This is a genomic window from Neobacillus pocheonensis, assembly GCF_050477905.1.
Taxonomy (GTDB): Bacteria; Bacillota; Bacilli; order Bacillales; family Cytobacillaceae; genus Neobacillus; species Neobacillus pocheonensis_A.
Genome location: NZ_JBCNAD010000024.1, coordinates 85,062 through 108,900 on the forward strand (window position 1 = coordinate 85,062; position 23,839 = coordinate 108,900).

A 23,839-nucleotide genomic window follows, 5' to 3' on the forward strand; every position below is an offset into this window, starting at 1 on the left:
TCGAGTGCGGAAATTTTATAAATGAAGGAGTTGAGAGTATGATTCTAGGATTATTATTTTCGATTGTCGCGGGTTCATTAGTCAGCTTGCAAAACATTTTCAACAGTAAGGTAAATGAACGGGCTGGTACATGGGCAACCACTACATTAGTTTTAGGTTTGGGATTCCTAGCATCACTGACAATTGGTCTCATCTTTGATGGGAAACAACTTTTTGTCCTGCAAAATATGAAGACCTGGTATTGGTTCAGCGGTATGATTGGAGTAGGTGTGGTAACTTGTATCGTCCAGGGGATGAAGCTCCTTGGTCCAACGTATACGATCTCAATCGTTATGACCTCACAGCTTGGTATAGCATTACTGATGGACTCACTTGGCTGGTTTGGTTTAAATCAAGTCCCTTTTACAGTCAACCAGTTGATTGGTGTGTTAGTCATAGTCGCAGGTATTTTTGTTTTTAAATTAGGCGGTTCCAGTGAAAAGCAAATGGCGGCTAAGATGGTTCAATAATTTTGCCGCCAATCTTTTTAATGATTATAGGTAATTCCGCTAATATTGACCTCCATAACGGTTTTTCTTGGCTGACGGGCTTTATGAAGCTATTGTATTTCCTTTCCCTTGATGCGTTCTTCCAATATTGAAAGAATTTCAAAATATACCCATTTAAATGAGCGATAATGGTAAAATTATACTACCTAGGATAATTTAGTTGTGTCCGTTGCTCTTGTTAAAGATGTATCTAATATTTTCATATAAAATGGGGAGTTATTATGTTAAAAAACAAGAAATTTTTAATACTTGCTCTCATTCTTTTAATTGTATCGTTAATTTTAAATTTTCCTTTCCCACATGAATACCGGTATGGTGAATCATTGATGTCAGTATTTAATATACCAATCACCACGGTTAATGGGCCATCCCTTGTAGGAATTGCTTCCTTTTCAGTATTTATTGCGGGCTTATTTTTTTTAGCAAAATCATTAACAAAATATCAAGGCAGGTTAGTATTACTCGCAATACTGATTTCCACCATTGCACCAACTTATTTTGCTGAATTATTCCAAAGAACGATTGCAACCGGAATCTATGCGATTTCTTATAATCATGATGAAAGTAATTGTCGATTTGAAATGACCAATAAGACAATATTGCATGGGGAGTGTGAACTCCCTTTTGAAAATTACAGCAAAGACGATGACCAATTCTCCATTGAATTTTATGAAGAATATGCTTTCGAAAATGATGTCCCAATTCTATCTCTAATGAACAACAATGCTCCTTACAAGGTCAAGTTACGTGGGAAAGAGAGCAGACGTGTGAAAATCGAGACAAATATAAATGTCTCTAAGATGCCTCACCACATTGATAGCGGTGAAGCCAATGGGGTAAATATTATCATTAAATCAGGGAAAAACCATAGGAAATTATGAGGGCATTAAAAACTGAAGGTGTCAGGCACCATTGTGATAATTTCACATGGTGCCTGACACCTTTAAATTGTTGTTTTTCTGACCGCTAGGAAATAAATGATGAATGATATTCCTATTAATGAGGCCGAGCATGATAATAAAGTATTTCTAATTACTTCAGCACCCATCGAAGGTGAGTTAGACAGAAAGGTTGAAAGGAAAATAAGCAATGCCCCAATAATTCTTAAAAAATAACAAAACTTGTTCAGACTTCTTTTTAAAAATAAATAGCCTGATAGAATAAAAAAATATAGGCTGCTAAGAAGGAGGACGGTTGGGAAAACAGGCTTAAATTTCATCGCGTAGATAAAGTAGTCGAGTTGTGATATATCCTGCTTCCCATTTATTTCTCCATTTAGCATATTTGAAAAAGGAGCTGAATATTTCCATTCCCAAGGATTATCTATTATCTCACTGCCTTCATACCATGTTACGACGGCTGCAAATAAGATCAATGATAGTCCCAAAATAAATTGGAGAATGATTTTAAAGGACATACCCCCACTCCTTCTTATCCATTTAGTTTCACGATCATATCCCAGGATGTTCCATCGATACCGACCTTTTTAAATCCTAATCGATTATAAAGGCTCAATGCAGGATTATTTGGATCAACGCTTAACGAAACGGCACCAAATCCTGCTTCCTTTGTTATTCTTAGCATTTCCCCAAGGAGTGCTGTTCCAATACCATTTCCTCTGTATTCCGGAATAAGCGCCATACCTAAAAGCGGGGTTTGGTTATCAATGTAACCGTATGTCTTGTTAGATTCATCAAATAATCGAACCCAAACGGCCCCAATTGGAGTATTATTGGCATCGATTGCGATCAAGGCTGTATCGCCGTCTCTTCCCCAGCCTTTCAAAGATTTTTCAATATGAGGTTCTTTTAAGATATCCCTTGTTGGACGAGGCACTCCTTCGGGAATGAAAATAGCTTGGTACAACATTTCCCATAAAAAATCTTCGTCTGCTGTTGTGCCTAGTCTAAGATTAAATACGTTCGGTTTATCGGCATTCCCGCCAATTACTTGTAATACATGCTTCAGTGCCTTCTCACCCATTGAAGATAGTCTTAGACTATAGTCGTAAAAACCTAAATGAGCGGTAACGGGATTCGGTACAATCACACAATGAAGGCCAGCCGCCCGCGCTGCCTTCAATCCATTTAAAGAATCTTCAAAGGCAAGGGCTTCTGAAGGAGATACTCCTAGTGCTTCCACAGCTTTCAGATACAATTCAGGGTTTGGCTTTACCTCATGAACATCATCACGTGTTTTAATGACCTCAAAGTATTGGATAATACTAAGCTTAGTTAAAAAGCCTTCTACCCATTCCCGCCTTGAACTTGAAGCTAAACCAACTTTTAGCCCTAATTCTTTTGCTTCCTTTAAATATTCAGCAACGCCTTCCCTGAGCACAGGCAAGCCCAGTTTTACCTCTACAAGATCTTTTACAGATCCTTCTATTACCATTGGATCAACTGGGGATATTAAATTTTGTTCTATGTATGAGTATAACTCGGTATCATCGGTTCCAATTACCTTAGAAAATTGTTCTAATGAAAGTTCAATTCCATAGTTAAATAAAATTTCTTTATATGCCTCAAACCAAATGGTTTCAGTATCGACAATCAACCCATCAAAATCAAATATAATTGCTTTCATTATAATCACCTCAATAATGTTAGACGTACAAATAGGAAAAAAGTTTAACTTTTTTATTAGGCTCTGTTAAATTTAGCTGTTGATTTCCGCTCCAGGCGCTCGCTTTCCGCGGGCGTGCCGGGGAGCCTCCGCGGCGCTTTTGCGCCTGTGGGGTCTCCCCAGCCCCGTACTCCCGCAGGAGTCGAGCGCCCTCCGCTCCAATCAACAGAGTATGAAAAACAACAATATTGTTTAACAGAGCCTTTTATTAAAATCTTGGCGCTAGGCACTTTAAGCACAAGATGGCTGTCGATTATTGTATCGACAGCCATTTTTCTTTATTTTCTATAAAAATTACTCCTATTAGGTGAAACTTTGGATCATCTGTATTATGTTGTTTTGATAACGAGGGGGATTCTTCACTTCCAAGGTCGCTGCTGCAACCATTTGAGTTTCTATAATAGTTAATAAAGTAATGGCAAAGAATAAAGAGCGTATAATGCTAGATTTCAATTAAAATCGGATTCTCCTATAAAAGTATTTTATATACTGGAATTGAGAAGGCGATTTTTCTTACATTCGAGGTCTCCTTTTATATTATTTATTTGATTTTGATGATATCCTGGTCGAAGCTTTCTACACCTTTATCAAATGTGAGTTTCGTCTTGAACCGGTAGGAAATATTTTTGGACGATACAGGAACCGATTCAGGCAATTGAAAGATGAATTCCACCTTATTCGATGCTTCAGAATCAATTCGAGCTGATAGCATAATTGTGGTGCTATCAATAACCCTTTCTGTCCCGTTAACCTGATCCATTAACACCAAATCACAATCTATTTGTTTGATTTGCTGTTCGATTGTGCCGCCTTTAATCAAGAAATAACCGCCGACAGAATCCCCTGCCTTAAAGGTATCTTTTTGCAGGATTAGATCAATCTCCGCTGAACCAATGCCCATAAGTGACAAATATCTTCTAAGTATCAATGTAAAATCCTCCTGGTTTAATTCTTTATCGGATGAAACATTCCATTATATGCTTCTACATTTTTTTCATCCATCCGCTTTTCAATTATTTCGAATTATCTTTTTTAAAAACAAAAAAACCTTTACCAACGACCGGTAAAGGTTTATTAAAACAAATAAAGACCTTTACCAAATAGGCAAAGGTCTTGCTAACAACGTAAGGTTGCCAACAAAGCCGGGAGCAAATACTCCGTAATGACGACTTCATTGTGAAAGCTACTCCCCTTTAGGAGAACTATGAAATTTATAATATAAGCATACAGGAAACACTAGTAATCTGTCAATAAGGTCACTTTGCACACACTTACGGATATTATTTTCAATACAATTTTAACATATCCAAAACTTCCTCTGCCCTTTCGGATGCTATAATTAAGTAATATTTGGAAATAAAAGGAGTGAGTGAGTTGATTCCTAACTTTCAAGACTTTAATCATAATTTTTTTATGCAGGAAGCATTAAAGGAAGCAGAAGAGGCTGGAAGACGTGGCGACCGGCCAATTGGTGCGATTATTGTCCATGATGGAACCATAATTGCGCGAGGATCTAATAGGATTCATACAATGGATAGCGAGCTTGCTCATGCTGAAATTAATGCTATGAACCAATGTGCTTCCTATTTAAGAAAACATGCTCGCGAATGTATTCTTTACACAACAGTGGAACCTTGCATTATGTGTTTATCTACGATTACGTTAGCAAATATTCATAATGTAGTTTTTTCAATTAAAGATAATTACATGGATATGGAGCATTTCATTGATTCTACTATTTATATCAAAAAACGATTACATAATTATGTTGGCGGTATTCTGAGTGAAGAGTCGGCACAAATACTGAAGACCTACTCACCATTTATGGCGGAAGTCGTTTTGAACGGGCATAGGCCATCATAAATCTTCACAACTTCCACACAAGTTCTACCTAAGTTCTACACAAGTTTTCATTAATATAAGGGTAACTTAATTAAGAAATTGGTTCGATGAACTCATTTCTTAAAAACTTCCCATTTTGGATTGGTGCCTGCACCAATCTATTTTTTTGTCACAATAGTAGTCACCAATGTATTTGAATTTCCTTTTTTGGAAAAATAATTATAAAAAACTGGAGGCTTATTGTGACAAATTTTTTTGAATCGTTAAAGGATTACTTGCAAATGAATTTAGATAATGAACCCAAAAACCCGCTTCATGTAGGAGAAGTGATGAGCTGCTGGCTGTATCTAACAATCATGGACGAGTCCAGCATTTTTCTTCAAGTCAGTTTAAATATGTCAACAGATGATGATGTAGTCAGGATTATAAAAGAAAGTTTAAAACAATGTGATACCCAAGGACAAAGATTTAAGGACTTTTTGATCAAAGAAGGTGTTCAATTACCACCAACTAGTGAGCAGAGGCCTTTCTCAGACCCGAATGGAGTACCATTAGGCACCAAATTAACGGATGATGAGATCATGAACGGAGTGAGTATTAAAACGGTTGCGGCAATCGTTCATTGTGCGACCGCAGCATCACAATCAATCAGAAATGATGTGAGCGCGTTGTTTACCCACGCTATGGTAGAAAAAATGAAATTTGGGACATCCCTAAAAGAATTAATGAGAAAAAGAGGCTGGATCAAAGTACCTCCCTACTACTATCCACCAGGAGGACCTAGAGAATGAAAAGTCAGCCACCACAAATGTGATGGCTGACTTAAATTTTAGTATACTCCTACCGATGACCAAGCACTGGCAACTGCATTATATTGCGTGCTTCCTGAACCGTAAAGGTCAGCTGCGGCTGCAAGAAGGGCAGCACGAGCATCGCTGAAATCACTTTGTGGAGCAAGATATACCGTTAACGCACGGTAATAGATTTTCTCCGCGACAGATGTACCAAGGCTGTTGATAGTTAAATAAGCAGCCTTATTTGGTATACCGCTGTTTGTATGAACACCGCCGTTATCAGAGGTTGTATTTACATAATTACTCATATTATCAGGTTGTCCATAAAGAGGCGGATTGGATAAACTTCTTAAGGCATCCCCAGATTTTTGAGGTGTATACACATCCTCACCCATTAAATAATCGCCCTTATCAAGGAATACACCGAACGTATCAGAAATTGATTCATTCAATGCTCCTGACTGGTATTGATATTCTAAACCTGCTGTTCTCTCCGTTACAGCATGGGTTAGTTCGTGGGCTACAACATCAAGAGCGCCTGACAGTGGTCTAAACTGTACTCCATCTCCATCCCCATATACCATTTGCTGGCCATTCCAGAAGGCATTATTGTAATTTCTGCTGTAGTGGACCGAGGAACGAATAGTTGCCCCATTATTATCAAAACTATTGCGGTTAAAAGTATTTTTATAGTAGTCATATACTTTACCAGCATAGTAGTTAGCGTCAACATCTGCACCTTGAGAAACGGCATTGAATTGATTATCAGGGTCAACGGAATAATTGCCTGGTAAAACGGTACGATTTTGTGCTGTTCTTGTCTCAATAACTCCTGTCATCGGTTTTGTTACATCATACAAATAATAAGTACTGTTTGAAAAATAAGTATTAAATGTTTTATAGTCTCCTAATACACCATAGCCTGAACCGGTAGTTGCACCATCAGCAACAGCATTATAGGAGTTTAAGATATTGCCATTTACAGCATCTACATAAACGACCCAGTTTGCTCCGTATGGCTGAATGAATTGAAGATTTGTTTTGTAAGCCAGATAAAAATCATTAGCTTTTTTATAAACGACCAATTCTGCTTTTTCAGCCGTATCCTCTACCTTTTTGCCAGTAGGGTCCACTTGTGCATTAGTCAACGTATCATTCTTTGTTAGATTAATAGATTTCCAAGCTTTATCAAGTGCTTCAGATTTTGAAAGATTTGCTTTAAGGGCACCTTTAAAGTAGGAGGAAGCCTTTGGGAAAACGTCACCATTTACAGCTGTTACAATTCCATTTTTATCAGTATGAACCTTAAATTTCGCCCCATCCACAGGAATTCCTTGGACAGATTGCACAAAATTATAGTGAGTGCTGCCGAGTTCATCCGTCTCGACATTTAGTAGGGTCAAATCTTTATCTGTATCTAATTGGTAGAGTTCCTTATTTTCTTTCAAAAATTGTTTAATTGCTGTCTTATCTTTATATGCCTTAGTTGATAGTTTTCCATGAACAAAAGATGGAACTGTCTGCCCCTTTTTCCAGTTCACCTTTGCATCTTTTCCAAACTGATTTGCATCCTTGACCATAACATTGTATGGAACTGCGCTCTGTGTTTGTGCAGCAGCCGTAATCGGCAATATCGCCCCTACAGTTAGTCCCAATGCTAAAACTAGTGACGTTCTCTTTTTCATTCTCTCTGGCCTCCTAATAGATATAAAGATTTTGTTTGGAATTTAATCATAGCACGGTAAAACTATCTGCATAATTGGGAAAAAAGTCATTTGATAGAGTGTCAGGCACCATCTGATATTTTCGAATATATAAAAAAACCCAAGGCTTGTATCATATTAGCCTTGGGAAAAATTAAGTATTAGTGCATTTCATAGAAATGATTTTTGGAAAATGTTTTTCAGGTACCCAAGGGTTACCTACACGAAAACGAAACACTTCCCAGTTCGGCAAATTGTACGAGAATGGTATCTTTTGGTTCAAAGGCAATGGCTTCGGAAATGGCTCCGCTTAGAATGATATCCCCTTTTTTGATTCCTTTTCCACTTTCCCCAAGCTTATTTACCGCCCAGGCTACTGATGTGGCAGGATGTCCCAGCACAGCGGCACTCGAACTAGTTTGGGCTACTTGACCATTCATTGACATCACCATTCCGATATCAGCCAAGTTTAATACCTTTGGTGACATCCACTTGCTCCCAATAAAAAAGCTCGAGGAGGAACAATTGTCGGCAATCACATCGGTCAAAGTAAACTTAAAATTTAAGTAACGACTGTCAATAATCTCGATTGCGGGTGCTACATATTTGGTGACTTGTAAGACATCTTCAGCCGTGATATTCGTTCCTTGCAAGTCTTCACCAATCATAAATGCGATTTCCGGTTCTGCTTTAGGATGAATGAACCTGTTGTAATCAAGAGGTTCCCATTCAAGAGCAAGCATATCATCGGTTAAATAACCATAGATGGCTTCATGGACGCCCATCATCTCTTGTTTCGCCTTACTAGTTAGCCCAAGCTTTAATCCAATACGGCGCGCTCCATCTTTTTCTCTTCTTTGAATGAGTTTTTCTTGGATTAAATAAGCTTCATCGATTCTCAATTCAGGGTATTGATCCGTAACCTTAACCACTTCACGCCGTTCTTTTTCGGCAGCATACAAATACTCTACAATTTCTAAGTCAACACCGCTGGTTAACGTCATTTGTTATACCTCCAATTTGCGACCTATCACTAATTATGCAAAGTACGTCACATAGAATTCTTTACGTTACTCTTTTCTTGATTCCTGAACCCTTTCGGTCACGTAGACCCTTTCTACGTTACCCTCTTCTTGATCCCTGAACCCTTTCGGTCACGTAGACCCTTTCTACGTTACCCTCTTCTCGATTCCTGAACCTTTTCGGTCACGTAGACCCTTTCTACGTTACCCTCTTCTCGATTTCTGAACCTTTTCGGTAACATAGACCCTTTCTACGTTACCCTCTTCTCGATTTCTGAACCTTTTCAGTAACATAGACCCTTTCTACGTTACCCTCTTCTCGATTCCTGAACCCTTCCGGTAACGTAGACCCTTTCCACGTTACCCTCTTCTTGATTCCTGAACCCTTCCGGTCACGTAGTCTAGCTTGTGGATAATAATTTCTTATTCCAATTCTTATTCCATGTACAAAATAACATCTTCCTACTCAAAAGCAACCGAAACTGATCCCATTGAACCAAAATGGGCAGAAAATTGATCTCCAGCCTGGACAGGCAAAGCCTTCGTGAGAGCACCTGGCAGGATTAATTCACCCGCTTTAAGCGTAATGCCGAATTCATGCAGTTTATTCGCCAGCCAGGCGACTGCTTGCGCCGGATGTCCAAGAACAGCAGCTCCAGAACCCGTTTCCATCATCTCCCCATTTTGGTAAATCACCATTCCTACGGTTCGCAAATCAATACCATCAATAGAGGTCAATTGATTACCGACCACAACCATGGCGGAAGACCCATTATCAGCAACCGTATCAACTAATTGAATCTTCCAATCTTCAATTCGGCTATCAATGATTTCGAGGGTAGGTACCACATACTTGGTGGCCATGAGAACATCTAAAAACGTGACATTCGGTCCAACCAGATCCTCACCAAGAATAAAACCAATCTCTGCTTCGACCTTCGGACTAAGCAATTCGCCAACCTTGACGATATCGCCATCTTTCACTTTCATATCTTCTAATAAATGGCCATAATCAGGTTCATCTACCCCAAGCATTTGCTGCATGGCCACGCTGGTTAAACCAACCTTTTTCCCAATAACTTTACTGCCTTGGCCCACTTTTTTGGCTATGACTTCAAGTTGAATCTTATAGGCATCCTCAACTTTTAAATCTGGATACTGCTGTGTAAGGGGCGCGATACCCTGCTTCGTACGCTCTGCTTCTAAAAGACTTTCCGCAATTTTGTCCACTAACAGTTTCATACACTCACTCTTTCTATATGAACTCAGGTAAAGATTGCTATCAAAACACTCTTCGGTTTTCCTTAAAGCTTTAACGTAATGGTTTTCGCTTCTGTATAAAATTCAAAACTATGGCGTCCGCCTTCACGGCCAATACCGCTTGCTTTTGCTCCACCAAATGGAGTTCGTAAATCCCGGTAGTACCAGCAATTAATCCATAGCAAACCAGAATTCACTTTGGCTGCCACGCGGTGGGCACGGCGAAGGTCATTTGTCCAAACGACACCTGCAAGACCATAGATGGAATCATTGGCAATTCGAATCGCGTCATCCTCTGTTTTAAATGGAATGACGACAAGGACTGGGCCAAAAATTTCTTCTTGGGCCACACGCATTTTGTTATCCACGTCATAAAGAACAGTTGGCTCGAAGAAATTGCCTTCTCCTAATTCTAGCACTCTCTTTCCGCCAATTGCCAATTTCGCCCCCTCAGAGATACCAATCTGTACATATTGCTCAACAGTCTCCAAGTGACCTTTTGAAACCAATGCCCCCATATCGGTGTTTTCATCAAGCGGATTTCCGACTTTTATTTTTCGAACAGCCTTTAAAAATTTATCAAGGAACAGATCATAAACACTCTCTTGAACCAATAACCGCGAACCTGCTAAGCAAATTTCTCCCTGGTTTCGAAAAATCGCTTCAATCGATCCTGCTACCGCTTCATCCAGGTCAGCATCTTCAAAGACTATGTTCGCTGATTTTCCTCCTAATTCAAGTGAAACAGGAATTAATTGGGAAGCAGCATTTTGCATAACCGTCCGCCCCGTTGTGCTGTCTCCTACAAATGAAATACGGCGGACGGATGGGTGGTTGGTCATCGTTGTCCCAGCTGTTCCGCCAGGTCCCGTGATAATATTCAATACACCAGGCGGTAGTCCAGCTTCATTAGCGATTTCACCTAGCATAACAGCACTTAGCGGTGTATAAGAAGCCGGTTTCACCACTACCGTATTCCCTGCGGCCAAGGCCGCGGATGCCTTCCACGTCATCTGCATAAACGGAAGATTCCACGGAATGATCAAGCTGGTTACTCCTGCCGGTGCATATTTAGAATAAGACATATATTTTGCTTGGTCATAGTGTTCATGATGAATATAATTAGCCATTTCCGCGAAAAAACGAAGATTAGCAGCTGCCCTCGGGATATCAAAGCCACGGCTCTCTTTTATTGGTTTGCCGACATCTAATGTTTCAACGAGTGCCAATTCATCGACTCGTTCCATGACCAAATCAGACATTTCACACAAAATCTTTGACCGTTCAGCGACAGGCATTTCACTCCAAATCCCGCTCTCAAAAGTGCGCTGCGCCACTTCAATAGCATGCTTAGCATCCTCTTCACTTGCTTTAGCCACCGAAGCCAGCTTTTGATTGGTGGAAGGATCGATCGTATCAAAGGTCTCACCTGAGAAGGCATCTTTGTATTCGCCATTAATGAAAAGCTTTGCATCCTTAATCACTTGTTGCTGGGTTAAATTCATCAATTATCCCTCCTCCTACTCTACTTCTACCACCATTTCAACCTCCACTGCGTTGTTGTGTGGAAGCTGAGCATTTCCCACGGCTGATCTAGCATGTCTACCTCTTTCACCAAATACCTGTACAAGTAAATCGGAAGCACCATTTATCACTTTCGGCTGATCAGTAAATTCAGGTGTACTGTTGACGAACCCTAATACTTTTACAATTCGCTTCACTTTACTAAGTTCGCCAATTTCATTTTTAATCACGCTTAATAGATTTAGCATACATTGTCTTGCAGCGTCATAGCCCACTTCAATGGTTACATCCTTGCCCAGTTGACCACGATATTCATTCGTCCCCTGCCCTGAGGTAAAAATAAGATTTCCCGTTCGAACGCAGCTTACATAATTGCCTGAGGCCGGGCGAAGCGGCGGTAATGTCAGACCTAGCTCCACTAATTTGTCTTCTGGTGTAAGAATTTTATTTTCCATTATCGTCACACTCCTGCTTTTACCGGTATATTTAAGAATCGAAGCGCATTTTTTCCAAGCATGGCTTCAGTATGCTCTTGCGAGAGTCCAAGCGTTTCATCAATCACTTTTCCTGGCGGTACTTCTCTTAATAGGAATGGATAATCAGAACCCATGATAATTTTTTCATGTCCAAAATTTTCAATTAAATAACGGAGATTAATAGGGTCATTAACCAACGAATCAAAGTAAAAGTTTTTCGCATAATAGCTTGGCGGCTTATCCAGCAATCTTAAATGCGGCCATACTTTCCAGCCCTGATCAAGTCTTGGAAGCAGGTATGGAAGAGATCCTCCCCCGTGCGCGAAGCAAATTTTTAAGTTAGGGAATTTATCGATAACTCCTCCTAAAATAAGGCTCGCTCCGGCAAGCGCTGTTTCGCTCGGCATTCCCACCGTGTACATCAAATTGTGACGCGGCATCCGTTCTTTCCCTAACGTTTCCCATGGATGAATAAAGAGTGGAACCTCCCATTTTTCCGCCATTTCGAAAAATTCGATTAGAGAGGGGTCATCCAAATTATTGCCGTTTACATTTGACCCAATCTCAATGCCCTTTAAACCTAACTCGTGAATGCAGCGGTCCATTTCCCGAATCGCAATCTCCACATTTTGCAGCGGAACCGTCCCCAAACCAATAAATTTCGTTGGATATTGGTTAACTGTTTCTGCAATAAAATCATTTTGAATCCGTGCTAACCTTTCCGCTTCTTCAGCCGGTGCCCAATAGGAGAAAGTAACCGGAATCGGTGACAGCACTTGGATGTCTACCGATTCCCGCTCCATATCATAAATTCGTTTCTCCGGACTCCAAACCTGATCGGTAACTTCACGGAACACCTTTCCAGCGACCATTATATTGGCGCCACATGCACATGTCCGTTCAAGCTTCGGCCATTTTTCTCCCGTTAAATGCTGAGTAAGTTCTGTGAAATCTTCCGGAATGATATGCGTATGAAAATCTACTCGCATTTCCATTCACTCGCTTCTTCTGGCATTACGTGCCCACAGTTCATGCATGTTCTGATCTCCTTGTTGCCGTTAAACCCAGCAATTGCTTCTTTTACTTGCACTTCGATATTGGTTAATTGAATGGTTACTCGATGCATTTCCTGGTCGCACTCGTCACAGAACCAGACGAAATCTTCCAGCTCCCCTTGATCCCGATTCCGTTCAATCACGAGACCAATCGTATCTGCCACACGGTGCGGTGAATGCGGTACATTTGCCGGGAGGTGGAACATTTCCCCTTCTTTCACCTCTACTACCTCACGTTTTCCTTCCTGATTAATCACTTCCACGTAACAGCTTCCTTTTATTTGATAGAAGATTTCTTCTGAAGGATCGACATGGAAATCACGTCTTTTGTTTGGCCCGCCAAGCAGCATAACCATTAACTCGGCATCCTTCCAAATCACTTTATTATTAACAGGAGGCTTAAGCTGATCCTTATTCTCCTCAATAAATTTCATTAGATTAATAGGTAAAAACTGTGTTTTCGTCATTTCTGTTTCTCCCTTCCATTTCCGTAATGGTTAACCTATATATTTACATACTCACCTTTTAATGATTTCTGCATATGAACCACTTCATCTGCCAAAATTGAAATCCTCTGCAACAAATCAGCGTCAACGATTTCATTTTTCTGGTTAAAATGCTCATTATTCGCGTAGACATAACCTGGTGCAACAAAGGCACGAAAGTAACCGGCAATCGGTTTTAATTGATTTTCAATGACCAAATAATGCTGATAGGTTCCGCCATTTGCTACAAATCCCATCACTTTGTTTCGGAAATCGTTTGGATGGATTAAATCAAATAGGTTTTTTAACGGTCCAGGGATCGATCCTTGAAAAATCGGTGTCCCAATAATATAGAAATCAGCAGTAGAAACCTTTTCAATTACGGTCTTTGTATCCTCAGAATAGGCAGATGGATTCCGGCCATCACAAAATTGAATCTCGTAGTCCATCAAGTCTAAATACTCCACTTCAATCTCGGGATGCTTCTGCTTTACTTCATCTAGTACTTTTCTGACGAGAATTCCTGTTTTCGCTCCAATAATGGTGCCTGAAATACCTAATAATTTCATACTTGTTTCTCCAACCCCTTCTCTAATACACTTACCTGTAAGGCTTCTTCGACCATGTCAAGTGAATGAGTCCGCTTATAATTATTGTAAAAAATACCTCTTTTACGGATCGGGTCTCCAGTATAATATCGTTCATATTGAAGCAAACGCTGTCCGAACGCTTCGCCGCATAAATCCCAAGCCAGTTTAAACAGACTTACTCGGTCAAGCGAAGATACGCCTTCTCTGCCTACATAATAATTTTCCATTGCATCCTTTAATGGTTCCGCTTCAAAATCGGCACCGGTTGGTGACATTAACAGCCCGCCTGCACCAATAATCTGCATCACTTCAATGGCTCGTGGATACATGGTTGGCAGCAAGCCTCTGATGGTTTCAAGCGGAACATAACTAGGCATCGCTTCCCCATGAGTCGTCATTGTATACTCCATTTCAGCTACACGCAGCAAGGCCCGGATGGATTCAAGCGACTGAATTAATTCGCCGAGGTCATTTTGAACATTTAAATACACATCAACACCAATGGAATCTGCTAGTTTCATAGCAACTTCAGTAGCAAATTGCAGTTTAACAAGTCCTCGAACACCAGACTGATGAGCCGGCTGCTGCCCTGCTCCTGTCATAGGATAAAGCTGATTTGCCGCTTCCACATTGTTATATAAGAAGACTCTATCCCAAGGAACAACAACATCTTCAAACACAAGCAGTGCATCCATTTCCTCAAATCTTGATGCCAGCGGATGATCAAATATAGAACGAGTTCCGTCCTGCATCGGCTCACGGCAGATAATTTTTAGCCCTGGTGTGTCGATTGGAAGGGCAAACGCAAGCGCATATTTTTCATCACCCGGTTTAAAGCCAGGGAATGAATAAATGATGACTTCATCCGTTATCGGAGCAAGCGTTGCCAGCATTTTCGCTCCCCTTACGACTAATCCATCTGGTGTTTCCTTAACAGCACCTAGATGGGTATAGGTATCCTTTTGTTCATGTGATGTTTTACTTCTGTCATTTTGCGGATTGATAATCGCATGGGTTAAAAATAGGTCATGATCACGAAGGTATTTATAGTAATTACGAATATTCTCAGCCCAATTTTGATTGTATTTTTCAAAAAACCAAGCATTGTGGTACATCGATGTCACCACGACATTTAAAAAGTCCGGTGTTCTGCCCATTAAACCAAATGTCGCCTTGGCAAACACTTCAAAAACCTCTCTGCGCTTCATTAAATCTTCGTAGCTTCTTGGCACTAAAAAGGCGTTGTTGACTCTTTCGCCTGTTTCCTCGCAAATATGGGTGATTCTATCCTGATACTCTGGGTTATGTTGTAAGTCATATAACTTCGCAATTTCAAGAATTGGTTGTTTAAATACCGGTTCTTCAAATAAATTGACCACTTTTTTTCCATGTAGCCACACATCAGGTTTTCTGGATTTTACGGCTTCAATATATTGATTACCTGTTCTAATTCCCATTTTTCTTGCCTCCTTGATTTTTGGAAATTTACAACTGAATTGTAACCGCTTCCTCCAAATGAAAGTGTAGCCTATTTAACATATTTTTCGATTTAATATTTTAAATTATCGAAATAATTGGTCTACTATTGGCTTTTCACTTCGTTTTCCAATATGATTAAATTGCAAACCATTCATATTTTTGGGGGTAGTGTTATGACCACTTTGTATGAACAGGTATTTGATTGGAACAGCTATTTAGAATTTGGAACACGGCAATTTTTTAAAAGAAAGCAGGCTATCTATAGCCAAGGAACATGCGGAGATGGATTTTATTTTCTTCAAAAGGGATTAGTGCGGATTGTCAGTGTGAACGCAACAGGAAAAGAGAGAATCTTGAACATCGTCATACCAAACCAGCTTTTAGGAGTACAGTCTTTGGATCAAAAGAAACATTTTACGTCAGCAATTGCCGTGAAGGATTCCGTCGTCTATCATTTTTCGTGCGAAACTTTTAAAGAGCTTCTTAAAGAACATCCCAATCTGGTGTCCCTTTTTTCACGGACGGTTATTCATAAAATGAAAATCCTTTTAGACCGCATTAATTTGGATACGCTTACATCCGAGCAAAAAATTGCTTTACTGCTGCACAATATTTGCTATGAGTTTAAAAATTACGAGGTTCCTATTTCGCAGCAAGATATTGCCGGCTGTACAGGACTAACGAGAATCACGGTATATAAAGTCCTAAAGCAATGGCAGGAGGATGGCATACTCGAAATTGCCAACCGAAAATACTATGTAAAAAAACCAGATTTCTTAAGAAACCTGGTAAAATAGAATTTCTTTATTGTTTGGCGATGGCCTTGATTTTTTCCATATCCTTAATCACAATTTGCCGGTTTTGAAGAGTGATATATTCCTCCTGCTTCCACTTTTGAATCACCCGATTTAAAGTAATGCGGGAAATGCCTAAGTATTTGGCGAATGAGGTTTGATTCATAGAAGCGCTGCCATTTTCATCGGAAAGCTTTAATAAAAAATAGGCCATTTGCTGTTCTACCGGACTTTCGATAAGAGTAAGTATTTCAGCTAGTGTTCTAAATTTATAGATTAATGAATCCGTATAAATGACCGCGGCCTCAGGGTGTTTCTTGTAAATAGCTGCGACTGCCTCATCAGAAAAAAAATAGATAATCGAGGGGCAGGCTGCAGCAGCACTTGTCAAATAGGGCTCCTGCTGGACACCATGCTCTCCAAACAGCATCCCAGGCGGCACAACATTAATGATCCGTTCATCCCCTTTATCGGAAAGAAGCGTGATATTTATTTCTCCGATACTAAGATAATAAAAACCTCTGCCATTTTCCCCCTGGCGATAAATGACCTTATTCTTTCCTGCCTCAAACCGTTGACCATACTTTAAAAATGGCTCCCATTTAAAGCGAAGTTCTTTCATTGTATCCCCCTTCCCCTTTTTACAGATAAAGCCCCCTCGTGTAAACAGCCGTAATGGTATTCGTAATGTCATCTACAGAATCGTGATGTTCGTTCCGGACAATTTCCCATAAGTACATTTCATTGGTGAAAAACCAGCCCCTTGCGGCAAGCTTATGATTTAATTCTGGTCTCGCAAGTCCGGCCTTCTGGGCATAGGCAATATCCTCTGAAATTCGTTGGATAAACTTTTCACGAATCGCCTTCCATTTGTTTGAAATGGATGAAGAAATCCCAATCGCCTGCTCGAAGACCTGCATCATGTTCCGTTCTGTTTCGGCCATTTTTAAGAAGGCAGTGGCTTGCTTTAGGATAATTTGCTCAGCATCCTTTTTTGTTTTAGGTAAAAAGGAAATCTCGGCAATCTCATAGAATTTCTCCATCACCTTCTCCATCAGCACAATTAATATTTCCTCTTTGCCTTCAAAATGGACGTATGCCGTCCCATACCCGATATTAGCCTTTTTGATCATCTGTGAAATCGTCGCCTTTTGAAACCCTTCTTCTAGAAAAACCTCTTTTGCGGATTCTAAAAGCTTTTCACGAGTTTTTAACGAGCGTAGATGTCGTTTATCGATTATTTTTTCGTCATTCATTTTAATATCCTCCAGTACCTACAACACATGCAAATTAGGGTTTCTCTAGTAATAAAAGGTCTTGAATATATTTTATCAACATTTCTAATTTTCTGAAATATATTATTGACATTATGTCATATTCCTTGTTATGATTCACCTTGAATTATTGGATAAAGGAGGATTTTTATGAAGGCAGCATTTCAACCAACACAAGAATACGCACAAAAGCTCGATAAAGAAGACATCCTAAGAAATTTCCGGGACGAATTTTATCTACAACCTGATTCGATTTATATGGATGGGAACTCTTTAGGATTGCTTTCGAAACGAGCAGAACAGGCACTCCTTACAGTTTTAGCCTCTTGGAAGGACTATGGAATTGATGGCTGGACAAAAGGAAATCACCCATGGTATTTCTTATCAGAAAAATTAGGCGAAATGATGGCACCATTAGTCGGAGCTTCTGCAGAAGAAGTGATTGTAAGCGGTTCCACAACAGTAAATCTCCATCAACTTGTTGCTACTTTTTATAAACCTCACGGAAACCGCACAAAAATTTTAGCAGATGAATTAAATTTTCCAACCGATATTTATGCACTACAAAGCCAGCTTCAAAGCCGTGGATATGATCCGGATACTCACCTTATCCGAGTTAAAAGCAGAGATGGTCGAATCATTGAAGAAGAGGATATTATCGAAGCGATGACCGATGACATTGCCTTAATTATTTTGCCAACTGTGCAATATCGCAGCGGTCAAATACTGGATATGAAACGACTAACAGATGAAGCCCATAAAAGAGGAATCTTAATCGGGTTTGATGCATGTCATTCCATTGGCGCCATCCCTCATTCCTTCAGTGAATGGGATGTTGATTTTGCCTATTGGTGCAATTATAAATATTTAAACGGCGGCCCTGGCAGCGTCGGCGGTTTATACGTCAATCAAAACCATTTTGGGACAAAACCTGGTTTAGCTGGCTGGTTTGGCTCAAGAAAAGACAAACAATTTGATCTAGAGCATACCTTCACACCAGCAGAAACAGCAGGAGCCTATCAAATCGGGACACCACATGTGTTAAGCGTGGCCCCTTTAATCGGCTCTTTAGAAATTTTTGCAGAAGCTGGTATTGAAAATATTCGTGAAAAATCACTTCAAATCAATCAATATTTCATGAACTTAATTGAACTTGAACTTGCCGATATGGGCTTTGAAATTGGAAATCCAGAAGAAGATAAACGCCGCGGTGGTCATGTCTGCCTTGAGCATCCGGAAGCAGCACGCATTTGCAAATCCTTAAAGGAGAACCATATCATTCCCGATTTCAGGGCTCCGAACATTATTCGCCTTGCTCCGATTGCACTTTATACCTCTTATGAAGAAGTTTGGAAAGTTGTTCAAACTCTTAAAGTCATTATGACAGAAAAGCAATATGAAAAATTTGCGAATGAGCGTGAAGTAGTGGCTTAAAAATAATCAATTGAACGAGGGAAAGGTGGGAAAGTATGACGAATATGAATACTAATGGACCAGAAAAGGGATTAAAAAGGGAATTAAAAACAGGCCAGCTTACGATGATTGCAATGGGGTGCGCGATCGGAACGGGGCTTTTCCTCGGCAGCGGACTTGCTATTCAAACAGCAGGACCAGGTGTTTTAGTCAGCTATGCAATTGGCGCCTTTATTGTACTCCTTTTAATGGGCTGTTTAGCTGAAATGACAGTTGCTCACCCGGCATCGGGCTCGTTTGGAGTTATTTCTGAAAAATATATTCATCCAATGGCAGGCTTTCTTGTCAGATATTCGTATTGGATCGCGAATGTGCTGGCTGTTGGGGTAGAAGTCAGTGCCATTGCGGTTTATATGAAATATTGGTTCCCGACTGTACCGGGAATGGTCTGGATTTTACTGTTTGGCGCCGTGCTCATTTATGTGAACGCTACAAGTGTCAATACCTTTGCTACATTCGAGTATTGGTTCTCCATGATCAAAATTAGTGCAATTGTTGGATTTATCATTCTTGGAGCCTATGTTTTATTTGGTACGTCTGATCATCCAAAAATAGGCGCAGAGAATTTTGTGAATGACGGAGGCTTTCTGCCCTTTGGCTGGAATGGCGTCTGGATCGCAATCTTTATTTCCTTATTTAGCTTCCTCGGTACAGAATTGATTGCTGTTACCGCTGGAGAAGCAAAGGATCCTGATGTCGCCGTTCCAAAGGCGTTAAAAGCAACGGTTTTCCGTTTGTCTACTTTCTATGTCTTAACACTTGCGATCATGCTAATGATTGTTCCATGGAAAGCGGCCGGAGTTGATAAGAGTCCGTTTGTTAAAGTAATGGAAATTTTGAATATCCCTGGTGCATCTGGAATTATGAATTTTATTATTTTAACGGCAGCATTATCCGCTATGAACAGCCAGTTGTATGCCTCTACACGGATGGTATTTTCCTTATCACGCAGTAACTTTGCCCCTGCCATTTTAGGCAAATTAAATAAAAAAGGCGTTCCGTCAACTGCTCTTGCCGTATCCACTCTTGGAATTGTTGTGGCTGCAGTGGTAAGTGCGTTATTCCCAGGTACCTCCTATGCCTTCATGATGGGTATTTCGATGTTCGGTGCTTTATTTACTTGGTTAATGGTGTTCGTTTCACATTTATTTTTCCGAAGAACGTGGGAAAAGTCAGGCGGCCGCAAGCTTCCGGTAAGGATGATGGGCTTTCCTTATTTGACCATTTTAGGAGCAGTACTTCTTGTCAGTTTAATGATTACTACTTGGTTTACTGATTTCAAGATTTTACTGCAGTTCGGTGTTCCTTGGTTAGTTTTTTTATGTGTAGCGTATTTCTTTTTTAATAAAAAAAAGCGGAATGATGCTTCACAGCAGGATTTTCTAGAAGAACAGATTAAATAGATGACTTGAAATGGAGATGAATGGAATGGGAAACTTGGATAATCTACAAGAAAGCAAGTCGACTAATCTCGAAAAAGAAATTCAATTAGATTTTAAAAAAGATATGTCTTATGGTGACTATCTCCACCTTGAGCAAATTTTATCAAGCCAGCACCGCCTTTCTGACCATCATGATGAAATGCTCTTTATTATTATTCATCAGACAAGTGAGTTATGGATGAAACTTATTTTGCATGAAATGAATGCGGCAATTGAGTGTATCCGCCGTAATGATTTGGAACCATCGTTTAAAATGCTTTCACGCGTTTCCAGAATCCAGCAGCAGTTAATTCAATCATGGAGCGTCCTTTCCACTTTGACGCCATCTGAATATATGCAATTCCGGGACAAATTGGGCCATTCCTCCGGTTTCCAATCCTATCAGAACAGGTTAATTGAATTTGCGCTAGGAAACAAAAACGCTCATACTCTAGCAGTCTATCAGCATCAGCCAGAGCTTTATGCCCGTCTGTTGGAATCTCTTCATGCACCTAGTATTTATGATGCTGCCATTTCCGCGCTTGTGGCCCGCGGCTTATCTGTGGATGAAGCTGCTCTGAATAGAGATTGGTCTGAGAACTATGAGCCTAATGCCAGTGTCGAGGAGGCATGGCTGCACGTTTACCGCAATACTGAGCAATACTGGGATTTATATGAACTGGCAGAGAAGCTTGTGGACATCGGCAACCAGCAGCAATTATGGCGATTCAATCACATGACAACAGTCGAAAGAATTATTGGGCATAAAACGGGAACTGGCGGCTCTTCTGGTGTGACGTACTTAAAACGAGTTCTAGACCAGCAATTCTTCCCGGAGCTATTGAGTCTCCGCACTAAGTTGTAAGATAATGAAGTTGATGAATTTGTAGAGTTGGAGGCTGGATAAATGAGTTCTTGGATTGATGTTTCACAACGCCTTGATAACAATATCGTAGTTTGGCCGGGGGATACCCCCTTCAATTACCAAGTCAGTTGGAGTAAAGAAGAGAGCGGTTCTGTAAACGTTGGCCAAATCACAATGAGTGCTCATACGGGAACCCATATTGATGCACCCTTTCATTTTGATAATGATGGAAAAAAAGTGATTGAATTGGATTTGGATCTATATATGGGCAAAGCGCGGGTCATCCATCTACGGGATTTGACTAGTATTGGCGTTAAGGAACTCTCCAGTTTAGAACTTGAAGGTGTAACCCGGTTGTTAATTCGTACGGATGCTTGGAAGGACCGGAGTGTATTTCCATTGTCTATCCCTCCTATCGAACCTGAATTAGCTTCCTATTTATCTGAACTTGGGGTGCGTTTGATTGGGCTTGATTTGCCGTCTGTCGATCCGATTGATAGCAAGGAGCTTTCCGCGCATCATGAACTTGCCCGTCATAACATTCACATTTTGGAAGGACTCGTGCTAGACGATGTATCGCCAGGTGATTATGAACTGGTCGCTCTCCCCCTTCCATTAGTGGAAGCAGACGGCAGTCCGGTCCGTGCGGTTTTGCGAAAAATGGATTAGTAAATGAAATGACGTGTGCTCTGATGCACACGTCATTTTTTTTGAACTGTAGGTTGGATTGCTAGCAAAATATAGGTTTCGCAGAAAAATTGCGGGTTTTCACAGATAAATTGCTGGTTTTCGCAGATAAAGTGTAGGTTTTCGCAGATAAAGTGTAGATTTTCGCAGATAAATTGTTAGTTTTCGCAGATAAAGTTCAATTTTCCGCAGATAAACTTACAGATCACTAGTTGATAAGTTAATTTTAAGTGCTCGAAACAGCATTTTGTTCGAAAACTGCCTATAGTATCAATGAAATAATTCGAATAGCTCATTTTAACCAAATTCTCATCATTTTTTAATCCTTTTTATCACTAATATCTAACATTAGTCTGAGAAAATGGTATAACAATAAGTCTTTGGGGGTGTGAACCATGAACAGCTTTGATTATCTTAAGATCATTGAGGAACTTGGAAGGCTGTTTAGAGAATATTACCATTGCAATGATACAAAAATCCGTGAGGAAATTTATGAAGAAATTCAACGGTTAGGTAAAGTGATTGCTCTATAGATTCTACTCTTCAAACCAGCATTTAATTTCAACCCATAATTTCTCTCTCGCTATTTTCTTCTCTGTTTCCAATCATTCCACACTTCAACATTAACGCTGCGCTTCTGCAAACCATCGTAGTGCTGCCTGCTCCAATTCCTTAACGAATGTTTTTTTTGCTGGGCTATATTCACTGGTGTTTTCATATCGCCCAGCTAACTCTTCTTTAAAACGACTATACCTCGCCACTTCTTCAGGATGGGACCTTAGATAATCACGAAATATTAAATGCCGTTCAATTTGTGGATTATCGGATTGATAAAAATGAATGTGATGGGTTCTGTTTTCCCCGCCTTTTCGAAATAATCTTCTACCCTGAATGCCCCATTCTCCAGCAACATCATATCCTAGTTCATTCATTTTTTCGTTGAAAGCATCAATCTTCTCAATATCTTTTACGACACACATCATGTCAATTACAGGTTTAGCCTTTAAGCCCTGAACGGATGTACTCCCAAAATGCTCAAATTTGATAATTTCATCTCCAAAAATTGTTTTTAAAAATTGAGCCTCTCTATTAAACATTAGAGCCCAACTTTCATTAAAGCTGCTAAGTCGAACTTTCATCCCATTCTCCTCCACAAAACTCTGATTTAACTATGTCTATTTTAGTGAAACAATTTAAAAAAGTAAAAATTTTGGAAACAATTAAGGTTGTAATTCCGTCTAAATAAGTACCTATAGTTCAGGGGATGGTGTGTACATGACCTGGTTTTATGTAGTATTAGGCTTTATTGGGATTATTGCCATTATTACAATAGAGGAAAAGGCAAAAGAGTATCTAATCGAAAAAGGTCATAGACTCTCAAAGCCCTTTCAATTGTTGTTAGCTATGATAGGAGCTGGTCTCATTTCACTAGCTATTTTTTACATAAGGCATTAAACTTAATCCCCCACAAAATGTGAGGGACTTTTGATTATGCGACTTTAATTGCTTTACCAAATGGAACCCGTGGTAAAAACGCACCTGGAACTAACCAAAATAATTCAAAATCTACCTTTTCCATCTCTTCAGAAAAAAATCCGGTCACATCTGTAATATAAAACAGTGTATCTACTTTCTCTTCTTTTGCCCACTCAAGCACTAATGTATAGGAAGATTTCCCGTGTGTTTGATATTTGATCGTATCACTTTTTACGGGAGTAATACTTCTAATTTTAAAATCCGCTTGAACCAATATCGTATCTGGCTTTAGCTGTTCAAACAGTTTTACTATGTTATTAATAAGGATGGTTGGAGCTTCGCTTGTGGAAGTATCCACCGCTAAAGCCACCTTTTTATCTTGACGCTGTTGAATCATTGAAAGTATTGACTTGTGCCATTTCAACGCCATTTCCCCCTTTGTTTGA

The 23,839-nt window shown here is 39.9% G+C and carries 27 protein-coding genes and 1 pseudogene; 11 read left to right on the forward strand and 17 right to left on the reverse strand.

The features are described 5' to 3' along the window. The first annotated feature begins 38 nt into the window (after nucleotides 1-38). Both ABES02_RS14455 and ABES02_RS14460 read left to right on the forward strand, forming a co-directional pair. On the forward strand, nucleotides 39-509 hold the full coding sequence (locus ABES02_RS14455) for a DMT family transporter (protein WP_430135982.1): 471 nt from the start codon (nucleotides 39-41) through the stop codon (nucleotides 507-509). Nucleotides 510-769: 260 nt separating this feature from the next. Beyond that, entirely contained in the window at nucleotides 770-1,429 is a 660-nt protein-coding gene (locus ABES02_RS14460; protein ID WP_430135985.1) for a hypothetical protein, read from the forward strand. Between the two features lie 62 nt (nucleotides 1,430-1,491). Here the strand turns inward: ABES02_RS14460 and ABES02_RS14465 are convergent, their stop codons facing one another. The 4 genes and pseudogenes from ABES02_RS14465 to ABES02_RS14480 form a co-directional block, all read right to left on the reverse strand. After that, the gene (locus ABES02_RS14465; RefSeq protein ID WP_430135988.1) at nucleotides 1,492-1,965 is read right to left on the reverse strand and encodes a YjdJ family protein; all 474 of its coding nucleotides are present in this window, start codon (nucleotides 1,963-1,965) and stop codon (nucleotides 1,492-1,494) included. A 14-nt stretch (nucleotides 1,966-1,979) separates the two neighbouring features. Continuing rightward, nucleotides 1,980-2,417 (reverse strand): GNAT family N-acetyltransferase, encoded by a 438-nt coding sequence (locus ABES02_RS14470; protein ID WP_430136144.1) that lies wholly within the window; start codon nucleotides 2,415-2,417, stop codon nucleotides 1,980-1,982. A 75-nt stretch (nucleotides 2,418-2,492) separates the two neighbouring features. Then, nucleotides 2,493-3,134, reverse strand: a pseudogene (locus ABES02_RS14475) (HAD family hydrolase); the annotation flags it as partial. Nucleotides 3,135-3,714: 580 nt separating this feature from the next. Continuing rightward, nucleotides 3,715-4,101, reverse strand: coding sequence for a sporulation protein (locus ABES02_RS14480; protein ID WP_430135991.1), 387 nt, complete (start codon nucleotides 4,099-4,101; stop codon nucleotides 3,715-3,717). Between the two features lie 446 nt (nucleotides 4,102-4,547). Between ABES02_RS14480 and ABES02_RS14485 the strand changes: the two genes are divergently transcribed. Together ABES02_RS14485 and ABES02_RS14490 are read left to right on the forward strand one after the other, a co-directional pair. After that, nucleotides 4,548-5,036, forward strand: a complete 489-nt coding sequence (locus tag ABES02_RS14485) for a nucleoside deaminase (RefSeq protein WP_430135995.1) — start codon at nucleotides 4,548-4,550, stop codon at nucleotides 5,034-5,036. Between the two features lie 221 nt (nucleotides 5,037-5,257). Then, on the forward strand, nucleotides 5,258-5,806 hold the full coding sequence (locus ABES02_RS14490; protein ID WP_430135998.1) for a DUF3231 family protein: 549 nt from the start codon (nucleotides 5,258-5,260) through the stop codon (nucleotides 5,804-5,806). A gap of 38 nt (nucleotides 5,807-5,844) precedes the next feature. Here the strand turns inward: ABES02_RS14490 and ABES02_RS14495 are convergent, their stop codons facing one another. The 9 genes from ABES02_RS14495 to ABES02_RS14535 form a co-directional block, all read right to left on the reverse strand. Then, a complete protein-coding gene (locus ABES02_RS14495) occupies nucleotides 5,845-7,494 on the reverse strand; it encodes a M4 family metallopeptidase (protein WP_430136001.1) in 1,650 nt (549 codons plus the stop codon). Nucleotides 7,495-7,727: 233 nt separating this feature from the next. Continuing rightward, a complete protein-coding gene (locus ABES02_RS14500) occupies nucleotides 7,728-8,516 on the reverse strand; it encodes a 2-keto-4-pentenoate hydratase (protein WP_430136003.1) in 789 nt (262 codons plus the stop codon). 480 nt (nucleotides 8,517-8,996) lie between these two features. Further along, nucleotides 8,997-9,776 (reverse strand): 2-keto-4-pentenoate hydratase, encoded by a 780-nt coding sequence (locus tag ABES02_RS14505; protein ID WP_430136006.1) that lies wholly within the window; start codon nucleotides 9,774-9,776, stop codon nucleotides 8,997-8,999. Nucleotides 9,777-9,838: 62 nt separating this feature from the next. Continuing rightward, the gene (locus ABES02_RS14510) at nucleotides 9,839-11,299 is read right to left on the reverse strand and encodes an aldehyde dehydrogenase (RefSeq protein WP_430136009.1); all 1,461 of its coding nucleotides are present in this window, start codon (nucleotides 11,297-11,299) and stop codon (nucleotides 9,839-9,841) included. 15 nt (nucleotides 11,300-11,314) lie between these two features. After that, on the reverse strand, nucleotides 11,315-11,773 hold the full coding sequence (locus ABES02_RS14515; protein ID WP_430136011.1) for a RidA family protein: 459 nt from the start codon (nucleotides 11,771-11,773) through the stop codon (nucleotides 11,315-11,317). Nucleotides 11,774-11,778: 5 nt separating this feature from the next. Then, nucleotides 11,779-12,789, reverse strand: coding sequence for an amidohydrolase family protein (locus tag ABES02_RS14520; protein ID WP_430136014.1), 1,011 nt, complete (start codon nucleotides 12,787-12,789; stop codon nucleotides 11,779-11,781). Next, entirely contained in the window at nucleotides 12,774-13,316 is a 543-nt protein-coding gene (locus tag ABES02_RS14525; protein ID WP_430136018.1) for a 3-hydroxyanthranilate 3,4-dioxygenase, read from the reverse strand. Before ABES02_RS14525 ends, ABES02_RS14520 begins: the two co-directional genes overlap by 16 nt. 35 nt (nucleotides 13,317-13,351) lie before the next feature. Next, complete coding sequence (locus tag ABES02_RS14530; RefSeq protein WP_430136020.1) at nucleotides 13,352-13,903, reverse strand: NADPH-dependent FMN reductase; 552 nt, start codon at nucleotides 13,901-13,903, stop codon at nucleotides 13,352-13,354. Next, nucleotides 13,900-15,381, reverse strand: a complete 1,482-nt coding sequence (locus tag ABES02_RS14535) for a 4-hydroxyphenylacetate 3-hydroxylase family protein (RefSeq protein WP_430136023.1) — start codon at nucleotides 15,379-15,381, stop codon at nucleotides 13,900-13,902. The genes ABES02_RS14530 and ABES02_RS14535 overlap by 4 nt, the downstream gene beginning before the upstream one ends. 195 nt (nucleotides 15,382-15,576) lie before the next feature. On the opposite strand from ABES02_RS14535, the gene ABES02_RS14540 reads away from it, so the two are divergent. Beyond that, a complete protein-coding gene (locus ABES02_RS14540; RefSeq protein WP_430136026.1) occupies nucleotides 15,577-16,200 on the forward strand; it encodes a Crp/Fnr family transcriptional regulator in 624 nt (207 codons plus the stop codon). Between the two features lie 7 nt (nucleotides 16,201-16,207). Here the strand turns inward: ABES02_RS14540 and ABES02_RS14545 are convergent, their stop codons facing one another. Together ABES02_RS14545 and ABES02_RS14550 are read right to left on the reverse strand one after the other, a co-directional pair. Beyond that, a complete protein-coding gene (locus tag ABES02_RS14545; protein ID WP_430136029.1) occupies nucleotides 16,208-16,819 on the reverse strand; it encodes a Crp/Fnr family transcriptional regulator in 612 nt (203 codons plus the stop codon). Nucleotides 16,820-16,838: 19 nt separating this feature from the next. Next, on the reverse strand, nucleotides 16,839-17,453 hold the full coding sequence (locus ABES02_RS14550; RefSeq protein ID WP_430136032.1) for a TetR/AcrR family transcriptional regulator: 615 nt from the start codon (nucleotides 17,451-17,453) through the stop codon (nucleotides 16,839-16,841). Nucleotides 17,454-17,621: 168 nt separating this feature from the next. On the opposite strand from ABES02_RS14550, the gene kynU reads away from it, so the two are divergent. The 5 genes from kynU (at nucleotide 17,622) to ABES02_RS14575 (ending at nucleotide 22,450) form a co-directional block, all read left to right on the forward strand. After that, complete coding sequence (gene kynU, locus ABES02_RS14555; protein ID WP_430136034.1) at nucleotides 17,622-18,905, forward strand: kynureninase; 1,284 nt, start codon at nucleotides 17,622-17,624, stop codon at nucleotides 18,903-18,905. 35 nt (nucleotides 18,906-18,940) lie between these two features. Next, the gene (locus ABES02_RS14560; protein WP_430136038.1) at nucleotides 18,941-20,347 is read left to right on the forward strand and encodes an amino acid permease; all 1,407 of its coding nucleotides are present in this window, start codon (nucleotides 18,941-18,943) and stop codon (nucleotides 20,345-20,347) included. A gap of 25 nt (nucleotides 20,348-20,372) precedes the next feature. Then, nucleotides 20,373-21,230: a tryptophan 2,3-dioxygenase gene (kynA, locus tag ABES02_RS14565; RefSeq protein WP_430136041.1), complete on the forward strand. Its 858-nt coding sequence runs from the start codon at nucleotides 20,373-20,375 to the stop codon at nucleotides 21,228-21,230. Between the two features lie 42 nt (nucleotides 21,231-21,272). Further along, a complete protein-coding gene (kynB, locus tag ABES02_RS14570; protein ID WP_430136043.1) occupies nucleotides 21,273-21,899 on the forward strand; it encodes an arylformamidase in 627 nt (208 codons plus the stop codon). A gap of 413 nt (nucleotides 21,900-22,312) precedes the next feature. Next, nucleotides 22,313-22,450 carry a hypothetical protein gene (locus tag ABES02_RS14575; protein WP_430136045.1) on the forward strand — a complete coding sequence of 46 codons (138 nt, stop codon included), beginning with the start codon at nucleotides 22,313-22,315 and terminating at the stop codon, nucleotides 22,448-22,450. A gap of 90 nt (nucleotides 22,451-22,540) precedes the next feature. On the opposite strand, the gene ABES02_RS14580 is transcribed toward ABES02_RS14575, so the two are convergent. Next, on the reverse strand, nucleotides 22,541-23,056 hold the full coding sequence (locus tag ABES02_RS14580) for a GrpB family protein (RefSeq protein ID WP_430136048.1): 516 nt from the start codon (nucleotides 23,054-23,056) through the stop codon (nucleotides 22,541-22,543). Nucleotides 23,057-23,192: 136 nt separating this feature from the next. Between ABES02_RS14580 and ABES02_RS14585 the strand changes: the two genes are divergently transcribed. After that, the gene (locus ABES02_RS14585) at nucleotides 23,193-23,372 is read left to right on the forward strand and encodes a hypothetical protein (protein WP_430136051.1); all 180 of its coding nucleotides are present in this window, start codon (nucleotides 23,193-23,195) and stop codon (nucleotides 23,370-23,372) included. Nucleotides 23,373-23,406: 34 nt separating this feature from the next. On the opposite strand, the gene ABES02_RS14590 is transcribed toward ABES02_RS14585, so the two are convergent. Then, nucleotides 23,407-23,823, reverse strand: a complete 417-nt coding sequence (locus ABES02_RS14590) for a VWA-like domain-containing protein (protein WP_430136054.1) — start codon at nucleotides 23,821-23,823, stop codon at nucleotides 23,407-23,409. Between the last annotated feature and the right edge of the window lie 16 nt (nucleotides 23,824-23,839).